Origin of the sequence: Paenibacillus phocaeensis, from assembly GCF_900021165.1 — a bacterium.
Classification (GTDB): Bacteria; Bacillota; Bacilli; order Paenibacillales; family Paenibacillaceae; genus Fontibacillus; species Fontibacillus phocaensis.
In genome coordinates this window covers 12,986-29,797 of the sequence record NZ_FCOQ01000024.1, presented here as the reverse complement: position 1 = coordinate 29,797, position 16,812 = coordinate 12,986, and the positions used below count along the sequence as shown (strand labels likewise).

General features: G+C 50.9%; 15 protein-coding genes, 1 rRNA gene and 2 other annotated features. Of the genes, 14 read left to right on the top strand and 2 right to left on the bottom strand.

The features are described 5' to 3' along the window. The first annotated feature begins 147 nt into the window (after nt 1–147). The 3 genes from BN3795_RS25610 to rrf all read left to right on the top strand — a co-directional run bounded on the left by BN3795_RS25610 (nt 148) and on the right by rrf (nt 2,956). Nucleotides 148–294 carry a hypothetical protein gene (locus BN3795_RS25610; RefSeq protein WP_198524743.1) on the top strand — a complete coding sequence of 49 codons (147 nt, stop codon included), beginning with the start codon at nt 148–150 and terminating at the stop codon, nt 292–294. A 423-nt stretch (nt 295–717) separates the two neighbouring features. Continuing rightward, nucleotides 718–987, top strand: a complete 270-nt coding sequence (locus BN3795_RS16640) for a hypothetical protein (RefSeq protein ID WP_068785819.1) — start codon at nt 718–720, stop codon at nt 985–987. A gap of 679 nt (nt 988–1,666) precedes the next feature. Further along, nucleotides 1,667–2,236: a sequence feature (16S ribosomal RNA rRNA prediction is too short), on the top strand. A gap of 10 nt (nt 2,237–2,246) precedes the next feature. Beyond that, nucleotides 2,247–2,804 (top strand) — a sequence feature (23S ribosomal RNA rRNA prediction is too short). Nucleotides 2,805–2,843: 39 nt separating this feature from the next. Next, nucleotides 2,844–2,956, top strand: a 5S ribosomal RNA gene (gene rrf, locus BN3795_RS26325). A 568-nt stretch (nt 2,957–3,524) separates the two neighbouring features. On the opposite strand, the gene BN3795_RS16635 is transcribed toward rrf, so the two are convergent. Then, entirely contained in the window at nt 3,525–3,965 is a 441-nt protein-coding gene (locus BN3795_RS16635; RefSeq protein WP_068785930.1) for a spore coat protein, read from the bottom strand. A 464-nt stretch (nt 3,966–4,429) separates the two neighbouring features. Between BN3795_RS16635 and BN3795_RS16630 the strand changes: the two genes are divergently transcribed. From BN3795_RS16630 to BN3795_RS16590, 9 genes are all read left to right on the top strand, one after another. After that, nucleotides 4,430–5,305 carry an AraC family transcriptional regulator gene (locus BN3795_RS16630; protein WP_068785818.1) on the top strand — a complete coding sequence of 292 codons (876 nt, stop codon included), beginning with the start codon at nt 4,430–4,432 and terminating at the stop codon, nt 5,303–5,305. A 59-nt stretch (nt 5,306–5,364) separates the two neighbouring features. Beyond that, nucleotides 5,365–6,354: an aldo/keto reductase gene (locus BN3795_RS16625; RefSeq protein ID WP_068785817.1), complete on the top strand. Its 990-nt coding sequence runs from the start codon at nt 5,365–5,367 to the stop codon at nt 6,352–6,354. A gap of 176 nt (nt 6,355–6,530) precedes the next feature. Beyond that, nucleotides 6,531–8,087, top strand: a complete 1,557-nt coding sequence (locus BN3795_RS16620; RefSeq protein WP_068785816.1) for an ABC-F family ATP-binding cassette domain-containing protein — start codon at nt 6,531–6,533, stop codon at nt 8,085–8,087. 153 nt (nt 8,088–8,240) lie between these two features. Continuing rightward, nucleotides 8,241–8,963, top strand: a complete 723-nt coding sequence (locus BN3795_RS16615; protein ID WP_068785815.1) for a YebC/PmpR family DNA-binding transcriptional regulator — start codon at nt 8,241–8,243, stop codon at nt 8,961–8,963. Nucleotides 8,964–9,124: 161 nt separating this feature from the next. Further along, entirely contained in the window at nt 9,125–9,751 is a 627-nt protein-coding gene (locus BN3795_RS16610) for a TrkA C-terminal domain-containing protein (protein ID WP_068785929.1), read from the top strand. A gap of 218 nt (nt 9,752–9,969) precedes the next feature. Further along, nucleotides 9,970–11,103 carry an ABC transporter ATP-binding protein gene (locus BN3795_RS16605; protein ID WP_068785814.1) on the top strand — a complete coding sequence of 378 codons (1,134 nt, stop codon included), beginning with the start codon at nt 9,970–9,972 and terminating at the stop codon, nt 11,101–11,103. Further along, the gene (locus BN3795_RS16600; protein ID WP_068785813.1) at nt 11,100–11,756 is read left to right on the top strand and encodes an ABC transporter permease; all 657 of its coding nucleotides are present in this window, start codon (nt 11,100–11,102) and stop codon (nt 11,754–11,756) included. Before BN3795_RS16605 ends, BN3795_RS16600 begins: the two co-directional genes overlap by 4 nt. Before the next feature lie 37 nt (nt 11,757–11,793). After that, complete coding sequence (locus tag BN3795_RS16595) at nt 11,794–12,711, top strand: glycine betaine ABC transporter substrate-binding protein (protein ID WP_068785812.1); 918 nt, start codon at nt 11,794–11,796, stop codon at nt 12,709–12,711. Between the two features lie 163 nt (nt 12,712–12,874). Further along, nucleotides 12,875–13,837, top strand: coding sequence for a UDP-N-acetylmuramate dehydrogenase (locus tag BN3795_RS16590; RefSeq protein ID WP_198524742.1), 963 nt, complete (start codon nt 12,875–12,877; stop codon nt 13,835–13,837). Nucleotides 13,838–13,907: 70 nt separating this feature from the next. Here BN3795_RS16590 and BN3795_RS16585 read toward each other — a convergent pair whose 3' ends face one another. Beyond that, complete coding sequence (locus tag BN3795_RS16585; RefSeq protein WP_232729957.1) at nt 13,908–14,699, bottom strand: IclR family transcriptional regulator; 792 nt, start codon at nt 14,697–14,699, stop codon at nt 13,908–13,910. Nucleotides 14,700–15,010: 311 nt separating this feature from the next. Here BN3795_RS16585 and pxpB point away from each other — a divergent pair, with 311 nt between their 5' ends. Continuing rightward, a complete protein-coding gene (pxpB, locus tag BN3795_RS16580) occupies nt 15,011–15,763 on the top strand; it encodes a 5-oxoprolinase subunit PxpB (protein WP_068785810.1) in 753 nt (250 codons plus the stop codon). Beyond that, nucleotides 15,760–16,806, top strand: a complete 1,047-nt coding sequence (locus BN3795_RS16575; RefSeq protein WP_068785809.1) for a 5-oxoprolinase subunit C family protein — start codon at nt 15,760–15,762, stop codon at nt 16,804–16,806. Before pxpB ends, BN3795_RS16575 begins: the two co-directional genes overlap by 4 nt. The last annotated feature ends 6 nt before the right edge of the window (nt 16,807–16,812 follow it).

The window sequence follows — 16,812 nt, the reverse complement described above, 5'->3', positions numbered from 1 at the left end:
ACAACTTTATTGTAGCAGAAAAGCGCAGGGAGCGAAAAAAGGACGCCAGGGATGATGTCAAGGACGAGAAGGACGTCACGGACGTGAAGGACGCTAAAGATGCCAAGGACGCCAAGTCGCCAAGGATGCCAAGGATGCCAGGTCGCCATGGACGTGAAGGACACCACGGTCGCCACGGTCGCCATGGACATTAAGGACACCACGGTCGCCACGGACATGAAGGATACGAAGGACGCTTCGCTGACGGAACTGAAAGACGTTATTTGGCTGCAAACACGAGACGGCGAGTTCTAACGGAACGAGGAGACCTTATGAGGGCGAAATTGGCTCCAGCAGCTCCATTTGTCGGCAAATAGCGGCTTCTGGTTCCGTTAAAGCGGGAAATGACCGGGGAATGTTCAAATAACGGCTCTACGTTCCGCTAAAGTTGCGCAATCGGGAGCGTCATGCTGCAGGCCAAGGGTTTAGCATCCCGTCTGCATGATTCCGAGGCCGTGAGATTGTGTATGGCATAGGGCGACTGCGGAGGTTGATCCAATTGACGATGAAATGTCAGCATGGCTTGGTTTTCACGTGCTGATGGTTACGACGCAGATTCGGCGCATGGAGTGGCTTGTACTCGAGGAGCGGACGTTCCGGCGGGGGGGATGCGGTTTCGTGCATGATTTCAGCTTTATTTTCGCATCCTAACCTCATTATCGCTTGAGGAGGCTGAACATGGAAAACCCATTTTCTAGCATGCAATCACAAAATCCGATCTCACTCGCGCAGCAGTCGGTTAAGAAAGCGCATCGCGCGGTAACCCAAGCTCAATCGCATCCGAGCAACGAAACGGTGGAAGGGGCCCGCAACGCAATCGAAAAAGCGGAAAACGCCATCGCCCAGGCCGACGGCCGGATGAACACCGAGCCGATGGAGCGGGCCAAGGAGGATTTGGCCGAAGACCAGGCAGCATTGGCGGAAGCGGAAGATCAATTGAATTCATAACACAACCGGGCGAGTTGTGAAAAAAGCCGGCAGCGGGCTCAGATCAGGAGGCAGTCCTCAGGTGCGGGCAACGCTCGCCGGTTTTTTGCGATTTCCGTCAACTGATGGAGGATAAGAGGGACAGCCCTAATGCGTGGTCCGGATGTCTCTCCCTTCATGTCATCAGTTCTTGAATGAGCGCGGCTGCTATGAGCTGCCGATGATTCTGCAAGGAGAGTCTCACGGATGAAGGCGGGAGTTGGGAATATTTTCTGCTTGCTTGTGAGGTTGAAGTCGTGATATATTCATAATCCGGCCCGTTAAGTAGCAGTCTCAAGCTGTTGCATTACTGGCCCGTCAGAGCGTTAAGAAGGCTTAGGAATACTTACATTGGAAAAAACTTACGCTTGAATCGAAGCTCGTTCCCATGTTATATTAAATGTCCTGCCGATTAAACGGTAGGCGGTGAGTGAAATGGCAGAATTTACTTCTTGTTTCAAAGCTTGCTGAAATGATATAATAGTCTTCCGGCGCTGAAATGGCCGGTAGCAAACGAAGTTGATCTTTGAAAACTGAACAACGAGTGAGTAATAAACTGAGATTTTAAATCTCGTCAGTTTGTTTAAATGAGCAAGTCAAACACCTTGGATGGAAGACCTCGACGCCTTCGGGTTCGAGATTCCTTCCATCCTTTATTGGAGAGTTTGATCCTGGCTCAGGACGAACGCTGGCGGCGTGCCTAATACATGCAAGTCGAGCGGAGTTAATTAGGAGCTTGCTCTTGATTAACTTAGCGGCGGACGGGTGAGTAACACGTAGGCAACCTGCCCGTAAGACTGGGATAACTACCGGAAACGGTAGCTAATACCGGATACACAAGTTCCTCGCATGGGGAGCTTGGGAAAGGCGGAGCAATCTGTCACTTACGGATGGGCCTGCGGCGCATTAGCTAGTTGGTGGGGTAACGGCTCACCAAGGCGACGATGCGTAGCCGACCTGAGAGGGTGAACGGCCACACTGGGACTGAGACACGGCCCAGACTCCTACGGGAGGCAGCAGTAGGGAATCTTCCGCAATGGACGAAAGTCTGACGGAGCAACGCCGCGTGAGTGAAGAAGGTTTTCGGATCGTAAAGCTCTGTTGCCAGGGAAGAACGTCCTCTAGAGTAACTNTTGATCCTTGAAAACTGGATAAACGAAACGAAATTTGCGTTTTAGAACAATCCTTTTAGCTGAACTTGTGTCAAAACAAGTGAAACTAGTAGTTGGTTAAGCTACTAAGAGCACACGGAGGATGCCTAGGCGCTAGGAGCCGAAGAAGGACGTGGCGAACAACGAAACTGCCTCGGGGAGCTGTAAGCAAGCATCGATCCGGGGGTGTCCGAATGGGGAAACCCGGCTAGGGTAATACCTAGTCACTCGTATCTGAATTCATAGGATGCGAAGAGGCAGACCAGGGGAACTGAAACATCTAAGTACCCTGAGGAAGAGAAAACAAAAGTGATTCCGTCAGTAGCGGCGAGCGAACGCGGATTAGCCTAAACCGAAGAGCTTGCTCTTCGGGGTTGTGGGACGTCTCACACGGAGTTACAAAGGAGCATATTAGACGAACAGGTCTGGAAAGGCCGGCCAAAGAAGGTAAAAGCCCTGTAATCGAAAGTGTGCTCCCTCCGAGACGGATCCCGAGTAGTGCGGGGCACGTGAAACCCCGTATGAATCTGCCAGGACCATCTGGTAAGGCTAAATACTCCCTAGTGACCGATAGTGAAGCAGTACCGTGAGGGAAAGGTGAAAAGCACCCCGGAAGGGGAGTGAAAGAGAACCTGAAACCGTGTGCTTACAAGAAGTCAGAGCCCTCTTTATGGGTGATGGCGTGCCTTTTGTAGAATGAACCGGCGAGTTACGTNCCCATCCCGAACACGACCGTTAAGCCCTCCAGCGCCGATGGTACTTGGACCGAAGGGTCCTGGGAGAGTAGGACGCCGCCAAGCAAAGACAAAGAGCACTGCCGTTAATCCGGCAGTGCTCTTTTAGTTTTTATCCATAAGTGCGGAACTGCAGTTAATTTCGGAGAAACCGCCGTTTTTGGGCAATTAGTTGTCTGTATGCAGTTATTTTCGGCGATAATCGGGGAATGGGGCTGTTTGAGCAAATTTAACTGCATATGAGCAACTATTGGGCCTGATTTGCCGAAAAGGCGAGAATTAACTGCACAGACACAACTAATTTCACTTCTACTCGTCAAGGGATGATCAAAAACACCGATTGAATATCAGGGGCTTCTACTTCTAACATAAATAATATTATGTTAACCTAGTATTACGAAAAACCAGATTCGAGATCTACCATGAGCAACAAAAGTAAAGCGATCCGTGCAGATCATCCGAATTTGCGGGATAAGACTGAAGATGAGGTGAAGAAAGTACCCGCTCCAACGAATGTAAATCATGCGATTGAGGCGATTACAGCACAGATTAACAATTAGGACCAGCCCGAAGCGAAGGAACAAAAAAGCGCGAGCTAAAGAAACCAAGCCCCGGGGAGGGGCTTGGTTCACGGTTATAGGTTTAGCGCATTGTTGGCCATTTTCACATCGTTTGCGAGCAACTGCTCCAAATTGTACGACGGATAATAACCATGTTGATACATAAAATTGAACACTTTGGCATGTAAAGCGATTGCGCCGAGAAGCTGCTTTTGGAACGTATCGCGAAGCTGCGGTGTGGCAGTTTCGGTAATAGCTATCGCATAGTTGCGGACAGCCGTCTTCAGGAAACCAAGCAGCGTAGCCGCTTCAACGGCGGTCATATCCGGTGATGTGTTGCGTGCCATCGTTGGTGCCATTGGATAAAATTTCAGCAACTCGCGTAAATTCTGCTCCAGCGCCTTGATCGTTTCAGCGTAGAGCGCTTTAAGAGCAGGCTCTTGAATGGTCGGTAATTTCTTCTTGAAAACGGCCAAATGAGTTGATTGAAATGCGACCAGCTCGTGCAACTCCATCGTTTCATGCCAAGCTAAATGCTCATGTTTCCATGCATTATCCACGATTTCACACTCCAGACTTAGAATTAACTCATTATATTCGCCCGGAAGGAGAATGGGTAATTGTCCATACGCGAAATCAGCCAAGGAAATGTCGAGGGGGGCACGCTATAGGCGGTTTGCTCCCATACCATTGAGGAGGCGTATCGCTATGCCATTGGGTGGACATGGACCTGTGTCAATTCGATTACGATTTCAAATATGGTTCAACAAGTCCACGAACCCGCCCGGGCCCCCTAAGCGGGCCAAGTAACGGAACAGACAGAAGAAGAGCGCAGCGGCACCCGAGAGGAGAGCGCAGCGGCACACCGAGAGACGAGTTGCTGCGCTTTTTAAGTGAGCTCGATTGATTACATAGGCGTTATCCATTAGGATGGAGATGGAAGTACGGTAAGAGTAATAAGCAAAAAGGAGTTCATCCTGTGGGAGCCATATTCCATTATAATCCGGACCGGCCGTTTCGCGAGTCTCCGGATTTGTATTTATGTTATTGGGGGAAAGAACGGTGTGCTCCGCTTCATTCCTTCGGTCCGGGGATTCGAGATGTTTATAAAATCCACTTTATTCATTCCGGTCGCGGCATGGTCAAAGTGGAAGGGGAGGTTTACGAGTTGACCGGAGGACAAGCTTTTATCGCCTACCCCGAGCACGTGATCTTCTATCAAGCCGATGAACATGATCCCTGGACGTATTCCTGGATCGGCTTCTGCGGTAATCAGGTAGACGATATTTTAAGCCGAACCCGGTTGACCCCGCGATCTCCTGTATTTCCAATGGATACGCGATTGATGCCGCAGTTGTACGAGATGCTAAGTGAAGCGGAGGAGATGGCCGCAACTCGCGATTTGCGAATGCAAGCGCTGCTGCATGAATTTCTGACATTGATGGTGGAGCTTATTCCTTCAACTGGACATTCTGCTTCGTCAACCCATCAGGCCAAAGATGCGTACATTCATCGCTGCCTGGATTTTCTGCACAGTCATTACAGCGAGGAGATGACGATCCGTCAATTAGCCACGATTGTCGGGCTGGACCGCAAATATTTATCCTCGTTATTTAAGCAGGCAACGGGGATGCCGCCGCAGCAATATTTGCTGAATTACCGAATGGAGAAAGCCTGCGGCTTGCTGCGAAAAGGTGATTATTCCATCGCGGAGGTGGCGCGTTCGGTTGGTTATCAGGATGCTTTATTATTTTCCAAAATGTTCAAGAAAACGATCGGCACCACGCCTTCCGACTATCGCAATCATTTGCAAAAATCAGACATTATGCCATGGGAATCATCCATACGGATATAGGTATGCGGATCTTGATGCATTATATTGAACAGAGATGAACTAAAGGAGGTCAATAAACCATGTATCAGGCAGCCGACAACAGATATGAATCAATGACATATAACCGGTCGGGACGGAGCGGGTTGAAGCTCCCGGCTATTTCGCTGGGGCTATGGCATAATTTCGGCGGTATCGATGTGCTCGAAAATGGACGGGCTATGCTTCATAGAGCGTTCGACTTAGGCATCACGCATTTCGATTTGGCCAACAACTATGGACCGCCGCCAGGCTCGGCGGAAGAGACGTTTGGCCGGGTGCTGCGCGAAGACTTGCGCCCTTATCGGGACGAGATGATTATCTCGACTAAAGCGGGATACTACATGTGGCCAGGGCCCTACGGAGAGTGGGGATCGAAAAAATACTTGGTCTCGAGCTTAGATCAAAGCTTAAAGCGGATGGGACTGGAGTATGTCGACATCTTCTACCATCACCGTCCCGACCCTAATACTCCGCTCGAAGAAACGATGGCGGCTCTCGATCTCGTTGTCCGTCAAGGGAAAGCGTTATATGTTGGATTGTCCAACTATCGTCCGGAGGAGACGCGGGAAGCGTCCCGAATTCTGAAACAACTCGGCACGCCAGCCGTCATTCATCAACCGAATTATTCGATGATGAACCGCTGGATCGAAGAGGGGTTGCAAGACGTCCTGGAGGAAGAGGGAATCGGCTCGATCGTATTCTCCCCGCTTGAGAAGGGCATCCTGACCGACCGTTACTTGACCGGAATCGCTCCGGATTCCCGCGCTGCCGGCCCCAGCGTCTTCCTACGTCCGGAGGACTTGAGTGAGGAACGAATCGCGAAGGTCAAGCAACTCAACGAGCTGGCTGCCGCAAGAGGGCAGAAGCTGTCGCAAATGGCTCTGGCTTGGGTGCTCCGCGGCGGCAAGGTGACCTCCGCGCTGATCGGCGCAAGCAAAGTCAGTCAAATCGAGGATGCGGTTGGCGCATTGGCTCAATCGTCGTTTACGGCAGAGGAGCTTCAGCAAATCGACGAGATTTTAGGTTATTAGGGGAATTTATGCAGGCGTCGCCCGAAGAAACTTCGGGACGGCGCTTTTTTTCTACTAAATTTCCCCGCCGTATTGAGCTTTGCCCCGGTTAACCAGTATAATATGTCGAGTGTACCCTTATTTGCTTATCCGAGTGTTACCAAACATATTTCCTATAGAAAAGGTGTTAAAAATCCATGAGTATTTTAAGCGTAGAACGACTGAGTCACGGTTTTGGAGACCGGGCTATCTTCAATGACGTGTCCTTCCGCCTGCTAAAAGGCGAGCATATCGGACTGGTCGGAGCCAACGGCGAGGGCAAATCGACGTTCATGAACATTATTACGGGGAAGCTTCAGCCAGACGAAGGCAAAGTCGAATGGGCCAGACGCACGCGCGTTGGTTACCTGGACCAGCATGCCGTATTAGAGAAAGGGATGTCGATTCGCGACGTGCTGCGCGGGGCCTTCCAATACCTGTTTGATCTGGAACAAGAGATGAATGAGATGTATGGCAAAATGGGAGAGGTATCGCCGGAGGAACTGGAGCAGCTGCTTGAAGACGTGGGTACGATCCAGGATACGCTCACGAACCAGGACTTCTACCTGATCGATGCCAAAATCGATGAGACCGCTCGCGGCTTAGGCTTGACGGATATCGGGCTCGATAAAGACGTCAACGATCTCAGCGGGGGGCAACGGACGAAGGTGCTGCTGGCCAAGCTCCTGCTGGAGAAGCCGGATATCCTATTGCTCGACGAACCGACCAACTATTTGGATGAACAGCATATCGAATGGCTGAAGCGCTATTTACAGGAGTATGAGAACGCATTTATCCTGATTTCGCACGATATTCCGTTCTTGAACAGCGTTATTAACCTGATTTATCACATGGAAAATCAAGAGCTGAACCGTTACGTCGGCGATTATGATAATTTCATGCAGGTGTATGAGGCGAAGAAACAGCAGTTGGAATCGGCTTACAAGCGGCAACAGCAGGAAATCGCCGATCTGAAGGACTTCGTGGCGCGCAACAAGGCGAGCGTGGCGACGCGCAACATGGCGATGTCCCGGCAGAAGAAGCTCGACAAGATGGAAATCATCGAACTGGCCAAGGAGAAGCCGAAACCGCAGTTTAACTTCAAGGATGCACGGACCTCCGGCAAATTGATCTTTGAAACGAAGGATCTGGTGATCGGTTATGATTCGCCGTTGTCCAAGCCACTGGATCTGCGGATGGAGCGCGGGCAGAAGATCGCCCTCGTCGGTGCAAACGGGATCGGGAAAACGACGCTCCTGCGCAGCATTTTGGGGCAAATCCCGGCGATCTCCGGCTCTGTGCAGCTCGGGGACCTGCTGGAAATCGGCTACTTCGAGCAGGAAATGAAGGAGGCCAACTACAATACGTGCATCGAGGAAATCTGGAACGAGTTCCCGTCGTTTACGCAGTTTGAGGTGCGTGCGGCCCTGGCGAAATGCGGCCTGACGACCAAGCATATCGAGAGCAAGATCGCCGTGCTGAGCGGGGGCGAGAAAGCCAAGGTGCGGTTGTGCAAGCTGATTAACCGGGAAACCAATTTGCTCGTGCTAGACGAACCGACGAACCATTTGGACGTTGACGCCAAAGATGAGCTGAAGCGCGCGCTCAAGGCCTACAAAGGCAGTATTTTGTTAATTTCGCATGAACCGGAATTTTACCGCGACGTTGTGACAGAGACATGGAACTGCGAGTCTTGGACGACCAAGATGCTGTAATCTGAGTCTAGCCGATCTAGTGATTAAAAATGTCCTATGGGAGTATCATGGGGCATTTTTTCTTTGCTGCAAGCTCGGACGATGTCATTCATTGCCGCCAAATCAGTTGTTGGTTATAATAGTTGGGTAGATTATTAAGAAAGTGGGAAGAGTATGGGCCGCAAATGGAATAATATTAAAGAGAAGAAAGCTTCGAAAGACGCCAACACCAGTCGAATCTACGCGAAGTTCGGCGTTGAAATTTATGTTGCCGCCAAGAAAGGCGAGCCGGATCCAGAATCGAACCGCGCCTTGAAGGTTGTTCTAGAACGTGCCAAAACGTACAATGTACCTAAAGCGATCATTGACCGGGCGCTCGACAAGGCGAAGGGCAGTTCGGATGAAGTCTATCAAGAGCTGCGTTACGAAGGCTTTGGCCCCAATGGATCCATGGTGATTGTAGATACATTGACGAATAACGTAAACCGTACTGCTCCGGAAGTACGCTCTGCCTTTAACAAGAACGGCGGGAACATGGGCGTAAGCGGGTCGGTTTCTTATATGTTTGACGCAACCGCGGTTATCGGCATGGAAGGCAAAACGATCGATGAAGTGTTTGAAATCTTGCTGGAAGCTGATCTTGAGGTGCGTGATATCATAGAAGAGGACGAGTCGGTCATCGTCTATGCCGAACCGGATCAGTTCCATGTGGTGCAGGAAGCGCTCAAGAACGCCGGGATTACCGAATTTACGGTTGCGGAATTGACGATGCTTGCACAAAACTATGTCACTTTGCCTAATAAGGAAGCCGAAGCGCAATTCGAGAAGCTGATCGATGCGCTGGAGGACCTGGAAGACGTGCAACAGGTTTATCACAACGTTGAATTTGCTGAGTAAATCGGAAATATTGGAGCCAGGGCTGAGGAGGACACCCATTCTCTCAGCCCTTTTGCTATAACCTGGAAACGCCAGGCGGTCGCGAACGAAAATATCAACTCCGTGATTTTATGGAGAAAGTGGAGTACAATCAAGAATCATCGGTTAAGGAGCAGAGGACCTTGCAGGAAAAGACGGGATATAAATCCATCGCGTTGGATATCGCCGGGCGAATCGTCAGCGGCGAATTTCCAGTGAATAGCAAAATTTCGGGGCGTTCGCTATTGGCCGGCCAATACCATGTATCCCCGGAAACCATCCGCAAAGCCATCGGTTTGTTGAAGGATGAGAGTATCGTATCGGTTTCCCAAGGCAAAGAGATCATCGTGCTATCGGATCAAAAGGCATTGGAGTATACGACGCGCAACAATTATTTGCGATCCGCTCACACGTTGAAGCAAGATCTTCAGCAGTTGCTTGAGGAGAAGCGGGAAATGGACCGTAAATTCGAGCGTTTATTTTCACAAATTATCGAGGCCTCGGACCGGCTGCAAAACTTAAGGCCGTACCGTCCCGTGGAGATTCGCATCCATGAACATTCGCACGTCGTCGGCAAAACGATTGGAAATCTGCAGTTTTGGCAGAACACGGGAGCCACGATCATCGCCCTACGGCGAGGGACTCAAGTGACCATATCTCCCGGGCCTCATGTGGTGTTGAGGGAAGGCGACATCGTTATCGCCGTCGGGGACGAGCATATGTATCAAAGAACGGAACAGTTTCTAAACCACGCCGGTATGCATTTTTGAAGATTATCGTAAATAGATCATGGATGGCTGTCGGACATGCAAAATCCCGATAGCTTTTTTATTTGAAACAAACTTACATAATATTACAAACAACTTATCTATAAATGTAAGGTTGTCAGTATGAAAGGCATCTGTTATAGTGTTCTATAGATCAAGCAAGCAATGATAAGGGGGGGGGGGAGCGGAACAATCGCCAAAAAGATGGGAGGTCATAAACCATGCTCAAATTCGAACAGGTGAGTAAAACCTATCCGAATGGATTTCATGCCGTGAAGGAGATTAGCTTCGAGATTTCGGCGGGAGAAATCCTGGTATTGATCGGTCCCAGCGGGTGCGGCAAAACGACGACCATGAAAATGATCAATCGTCTGATACCGAACACCTCGGGCCACATTTATCTCCACGGGAAAGACATTTCGCAGGAAAACCCCGACATGCTCCGCAGAAACATCGGTTACGTCATTCAACAAATCGGACTATTTCCCCATTATACGATCGAAGAAAACGTGGGTTTAATTCCGCAGCTAAAGGGCTGGGAGATCGGCAAAAAGAAAGCGAAGGTCGAGGAAATGCTTCGTTTGGTCGGATTGGATCCCGGCGTTTTCGCTAAAAGATACCCTAAACAGTTATCCGGCGGCCAGCAGCAAAGGGTTGGCGTCGCCCGTGCTCTGGCGGGAGATCCGGAGATTGTGCTGATGGATGAGCCCTTTGGAGCGCTCGATCCGATCACGCGGGAACAGCTTCAAGATGAACTGCTGCGACTGCAAAAAGAAGTAAAGAAAACAATCGTCTTCGTTACGCACGATATGGAAGAAGCGCTGAAGCTGGGTGACAAAATCGCTATCCTAAAGGACGGAGAACTGGTTCAGATTGACTCACCCGAACGGATCTTAAGCCAACCCGCCAACGAATTCGTCGAAGGGTTCATCGGGAAACACCGGCTGTACCAAAACCCTGAATATATCCCAGTTACTGAAGTAATGAGAAATAACCCCTCAACAACAACACCCGAACGTCCTCCGAATGTAGCGCTCGCCTACATGAGACAACGAAAAACGGATACCCTGCTCGTTTGTGATGACTCGGGCCATTTACTGGGTATCGTCTCCGCTTACGAAGCTGCCGCCCATGTGGAGGAGAAGCACACCGTAAGCGAAATTATGTCCCAACCTTTTGCCGTTCTTGAGGAAACGGCCACGGCAAAGGATGCTTTAGCGTTAATCACCCATGCTCCGCATGGAATTATCCCGGTGGTGACGATGAACAAACAACTCGTAGGCGTAGTGACCCGCAGCAGTCTCCTAACCGCGTTTGCTTCCCAATGGATCGGCCGGGAGGAGATGGCGCTATGAGAGACAAAACGTTATGGCAACAAATCGGGCAGCAATTGAACAGCCGCTGGGAGGATCTGCTTCAATCCCTAGCGATCCATATCGAGCTGGTTCTGATCTCGATGCTGATCTCAATCGTCGTCAGAATTGCATTAGGCATCCTGATAACGCGGTTTACTCGGATCAAGGGCTTTACGCTCGGCGTTGCCGGTATCCTTCAAACGATTCCGAGCTTGGCGCTTCTGGGCTTTATGATCCCGTTGTTAGGGATCGGAATGAAGGCGGCCGTGGCGGCCTTGTTCTTATACTCGCTGCTGCCGATTATTCGTAACACGTATACCGGGATCACGGATGTGGATAAATCAATCGTCGAAGCGGCTAAAGGGATGGGGATGACAAACCGGCAAATCCTTTTCAAGGTTCAGCTTCCGTTAGCGATGAACGTCATTATGGCCGGCATTCGTACGGCCGCGGTCATTAACGTAGGGACTGCCACCCTTGCCGCGTTTATCGGGGCCGGCGGTTTGGGCGAATTTATTTTCCTGGGGATCCAACGCAACATCGAAGCGCTGACCTTGCTTGGCGCGATCCCGGCGGCAATTTTGGCGCTGATCTTCGACTATTTACTGGGGCTGCTCGAGAAAGCGACTACCCCCAAGGGGCTAAAGGCATGAACTGAAAAAATCAGGAATACACACACGGGAGGGAACAATGAAAAAAACGAAAAAAACAACGATGACGATGGTGTTGGGAACGCTGGTTTCACTGGCATTGCTGTTGGCCGCTTGCGGCAGCAGCGGTAGTGCCGGGTCCGGGAGCGGGAAGGAGATTACGATCGGGTCCAAAAATTTTACGGAGAACGTGTTGCTGGCTCATATGATGGCGGACCTCATCGAAGCCAAATCCGATATCAAGGTTAAGCGGACCATGAACCTGGGAGGATCCAACGTCGTCTGGAATGCGTTGAAAAACAATGAGGTTCAACTCTACCCGGACTATACCGGCACGATTGTAGCGAACTATTACCAGGAGCAAACGGGCAATTCAGATGAGACGCTGGAAAAAACGAAGGAACTGGTAAAACAAGACCATCTGGCCTTTCTGGAGCCGTTTGGTATCAACAACACCTATACCCTCGCAGTAACTCGGGAAACGGCCGATAAGTACAATCTCAAGACGTTCAGCGATTTGGCCAAGGTGTCTCAGGATATGGTCCTTGGGGTGGAGTTCGAGTTCCTGGATCGGGATGACGGATATCCGGGCATCCAAAAGCTGTATAGCATGAACTTTAAAGATACCAAGGGCATGGACCACGGCATTATGTATCAAGCGATTGAGGACGGTGAAACCGACGTGACCAATGCTTACGCCACCGATGCTCAGATCAAAGTGCACAATCTGGTCATCTTGGAGGACGATAAGGAGTTCTTCCCTCCGTACGATGCAGGCCCGGTCGTCCGTCAGGACACGTTGGAGCAATTTCCGGAATTGACCGAGATTCTGAACGCCTTGCAAGGACAACTCACGGAAGAGGAAATGCAGGAATTGAACGCCCAGGTCGATTTGGAGGGTCTGAGGGAGGATGAGGTCGCACACGACTTTTTGGTACGGAAAGGACTCATAGAATAACGTTCCCTTGACACGGTTGGCCCCGGACGACATAATATACATTACTGTTTAGTCAGGGGCAAGGAAGGGGCTTCATATGTCTGGCTGGAATCTGTCGTGTTTACAAAAGGGACAAAGATTGTCCCGTTATTCTACCTATGAAATCGGGGAAGAGGCCCGGTTTGTGGGAACGCCTCGATCGCAAGATCAATTGCAGGAGTTGCTGGGATTGGCGTATCGCCACGGGATTAATCCGATCTTTTTTGGCGGGGGATCCAATATGCTGTTTCCCGATCGGCCTGACCCCGACGCCTTATTCCTTACGACCCGCGAGATGGTCGAGGTTAAGCTCGAAGGCGACCGGCTGTACGTCTCGGCTGGGATGCCAATGTCGATGTTGGCCGTGATCGGATATGGATTGGGAATTGCCGATTTTAATTTTGCCTTTTTGTTGCCGGGTACGGTCGGCGGTGGGATTTACATGAACGCCAAGTATTTTGACCGCCACATTAGCGATACGTTAGAGCAAGTTCATTATATCGATTTACATCAGCCGGGTCTAATTCGAACGATTAGCGGTGAGGCTTGTGCATTCGGATATAAACAGTCGGTGTTTCAGCACCATCGAAGCGACTGGATGATTGTCGGAGCCGAGTTCAAGCTGAGCTCATCCGCTAGAACGGTAGCATTGCCGTCGTTTCCGGAGCTGGCAGCACTTCAGGCGGGGGAGCTGCCGCCTATCTCTTTGCCGGAGTTTGCCGCGCATTTTATCCATTGGTTAGAAGCGAAGGAAGAGACCGTGGGCGAGGACCCCGCCTTAACCCCGATGCGAAGAATCATTCAGGACCGTGTCGGGAAAATGCATTTTCATTACCCTTCCTGCGGTTCGGTATTCAAAAATAATTACTCTGTCGGCGAGCCGATTGGTAAACTGGCAGACCGACTTGAGCTAAGAGGGCTTCAGTGCGGCAATGCCCGAATTTCCCCCGTTCACGGCAACGTGATTCAAAATGTGGGAGGTGCCACAGCGGCCGACGTCATCGAGTTGATCCACCGCGTTCAGGATGCTTTTGATCGACATTACGGATTTGTTCCCGAACCGGAGGTCGTGATTATCGAAGAAAAGGCTTCCTCGCTCCAGCGTTAAAGCATCATCAAATCCAATAAGCCCGTCCCTGACCTATGTCGGGACGGGCTTATTGGATTTGAAAAACGATTTATAAGGTCACTGACACCGGGGTTGGCTGAGGACATCCCAATCTTCGGGAGATTTCATTGGCGGCCTGCTGGACGTTCTTCACGAGCTTGGCGATACGCCCCTCCTCAAATTGAACCTCTAACCCGGCAGTGCTGAGGGCGGCGATAATCTGTCCAGTGTGATCGAAGATCGGGGCGCTTAACTCAGCGGTGTAGTTCTCCAATTCGGATTGGCTGAAGCTGTAGCCGATTTGACGCGAACGCTCCAGGATTTGACGCAGCAGGGTTGGGTCGGTGATTGTGCCGGAGGCGATGGGCTGCAGCTCGGTTGCGTTCAGGTACGCTTCACGCTCGGCCTCAGGCATAAAAGCCAAGATAATGCGAGAAGATGCGCCGGCATATAACGGGGCTTTACGGCCGATTTTTGTGAACAGACGTACGGGGTGATCCGTATCCAACTTCTCGATATAGATGCATTCATCTCCGTCGCGCAGCACCAAGTGGATCGCTTCCTGAATATCGTCGCGCAGCTGCTGCATGATCGGCAAAGCGATATGCCGAATATCTAGTCGCTCGGCGACCAGGTTGCCGTATTGAAGAAACAGCAAACCGAGCGAATAGGAGCCTTCCGCGTCTTTTTTTAAGAAACCCATTTCTTCCAAGGAACCGATCATACGAAGAACCGAAGTTTTAGGAATCCCCGATAACTTGGCCATCTCGCTGATGTTTAGCTTGGGGTGAGTCAGAAATAGCTGGAGAAGATCCATGGATCGGACCACGGTTTTGTTCTTGTGTTTATTGGTGGTTTGCACGTTAAGCCTCCTGCATAGCCTCTAGTTCATTCTGTATTAGTATACAACGAATGGAAGAATGTTGAAAACCGGCAAACGGTTACGGAAATTTAGGCTTGATTTTTGGCTAATTCCAACTATAATGATCGTATATATAGGCATTCATATTTCGGAAATTGCGTTCCGAAATTCGGATCATCATATAGGGAAGATATCTTTAAAATTTAAAGGAAAAATTCTTGATTTTTATGGAATTCTAACTAACAATGGTTTAAAAGACTAAGATTCGTAATTCGGGTTACAAAGTCCGAAAATCGGATGGGAGGAGAATCATGACTTATTCGCCGCCGCTTGCAGAGATTCCCATCACTCCACTCGGAGATTCGGCGCTTATTGTGAAGTTTGGTGATTCGATTCAAAGAGAGACGCATCAACAGGTCAGGCAATTGGCAGACCATTTGGATCGTCATCCTTTCCCGTGGATGATTGAAGCGGTCCCGGCCTTTACGTCAGTAACCATCTATTACGACGTGATGAAGCTGCTTGAAGAGGCCGGAGTTCTGGGAGATCGAAGCCCTGCAGAGAACCCGTTTCAATTAGCTGCAGCGCTCGTGTCCGAGTTGCTGCACACACTGCAGGACGTTAAAGCATCACCGGCCAGAATTATTGAAATTCCTGTCTGTTACGGCGGGGATTGGGGACCGGATCTAGAAACGGTTGCCGCCCACAATGGACTCACGCCTCAAGAAGTGATCCACATCCATACTTCAGCGGATTATCTGGTGTACATGCTTGGGTTTGCTCCAGGCTTCGCCTATTTGGGAGGGATGTCCGAACGTATTGCCACACCGCGCCGGGAAACGCCACGCTTGTCTATTCCAGCCGGAACCGTAGGGATTGCCGGAGATCAAACCGGGGTCTATCCGATCGATACTCCGGGAGGTTGGCAGTTGATCGGCAAAACCCCCATCGAGTTATTCAAACCGCAACAAATGCCGCCGACCTTATTGCAGGCTGGAGATATCGTCCGTTTCTACTCGATCTCCCGTGAACAATTCGAAGTATGGGAGGAGTTGGAGCGATGAGCTTGCTGATCGAAAAACCCGGCTTGCTGACCACGGTTCAGGATTTGGGAAGATTCGGCGTCCAGAAGTATGGCGTAATCGTTAGCGGAGCGATGGACGCCTTCGCTTTACGCGTGGCCAATATGCTGGTCGGTAATCCGGAGGGGGAAGCCGGGCTGGAAATCACGCTGCTTGGTCCGGTGATCCGCTTCGAGCAAACGGCTTTGATCTCCCTCTGCGGCGGTGATTTATCGCCTAAGCTGAACGGGGTACCCGTTCCCTTGTGGAGAACAGTCCTGGCCCCGAAGGGCAGCACGCTGACCTTCGGTCCGACTAAGCTCGGCTGCCGCGCTTACCTGGCAGTGGGGGGCGGCCTGGATGTTCCGATCCGCATGAACAGTCGATCTACCTATTTGCGGGCGGGCATCGGGGGATACGAAGGGCGAGCTCTGGCAGCAGGCGATCGTCTGGCTCTGGGCGAGAGGACTCCGCTCGGTTCTCATATGCTGGGTGTGCTGGCCAGGGAGGCCAATAAGGAATCCGGCGCCGTCAGCCGCTGGGCGGTATTTCCGGAGATTCTCCCGAAATATGCGGCGAATCCCACGGTGCAGCTGATTCCCGGGGAAGAATACGAACATTTCCAGGAACTGAGCCAACACGATTTATGGAATGAGGAATATGCGGTTTTGCCGCAGTCCGACCGGATGGGTTACCGTTTCAAAGGCCGGGAGTTGAAATTATCTCAAACAAAAGAGATGATCTCCTCGGCCGTAACGATGGGAACCGTGCAGGTACCGCCTGACGGAAACCCGATTATTTTGATGGCAGATCGCCAGACAACCGGAGGATATCCTAAAATTGCCCAGGTCGCGAGCGTGGATTTACCGCTGCTGGCTCAAACCAACTTAGGGGCACGCGTGCGATTCCGAAAGGTCGCCTTGCAGGAAGCGCAGCGGCAGCTGATAGAGCGGGAGACCGCCATTCAAACGCTGCGAAAGGGGCTGGATCTGCTGGCGACTTCCGGGCACAATTTCGGATTTAACGACTTGGACCGGCATGCATAAACCGAC

What these genes read in the sequence shown, in the direction of transcription:
- BN3795_RS25610 (WP_198524743.1), top strand. Translation starts at nt 148, where the DNA reads ATGGACGTGAAGGACACCACGGTCGCCACGGTCGCCATGGACATTAAG.
- BN3795_RS16640 (WP_068785819.1), top strand. Translation starts at nt 718, where the DNA reads ATGGAAAACCCATTTTCTAGCATGCAATCACAAAATCCGATCTCACTC.
- BN3795_RS16635 (WP_068785930.1), bottom strand. Translation starts at nt 3,965, where the DNA reads ATGGAGTTGCACGAGCTGGTCGCATTTCAATCAACTCATTTGGCCGTT.
- BN3795_RS16625 (WP_068785817.1), top strand. Translation starts at nt 5,365, where the DNA reads ATGTATCAGGCAGCCGACAACAGATATGAATCAATGACATATAACCGG.
- BN3795_RS16620 (WP_068785816.1), top strand. Translation starts at nt 6,531, where the DNA reads ATGAGTATTTTAAGCGTAGAACGACTGAGTCACGGTTTTGGAGACCGG.
- BN3795_RS16615 (WP_068785815.1), top strand. Translation starts at nt 8,241, where the DNA reads ATGGGCCGCAAATGGAATAATATTAAAGAGAAGAAAGCTTCGAAAGAC.
- BN3795_RS16605 (WP_068785814.1), top strand. Translation starts at nt 9,970, where the DNA reads ATGCTCAAATTCGAACAGGTGAGTAAAACCTATCCGAATGGATTTCAT.
- BN3795_RS16600 (WP_068785813.1), top strand. Translation starts at nt 11,100, where the DNA reads ATGAGAGACAAAACGTTATGGCAACAAATCGGGCAGCAATTGAACAGC.
- BN3795_RS16595 (WP_068785812.1), top strand. Translation starts at nt 11,794, where the DNA reads ATGAAAAAAACGAAAAAAACAACGATGACGATGGTGTTGGGAACGCTG.
- pxpB (WP_068785810.1), top strand. Translation starts at nt 15,011, where the DNA reads ATGACTTATTCGCCGCCGCTTGCAGAGATTCCCATCACTCCACTCGGA.
- BN3795_RS16575 (WP_068785809.1), top strand. Translation starts at nt 15,760, where the DNA reads ATGAGCTTGCTGATCGAAAAACCCGGCTTGCTGACCACGGTTCAGGAT.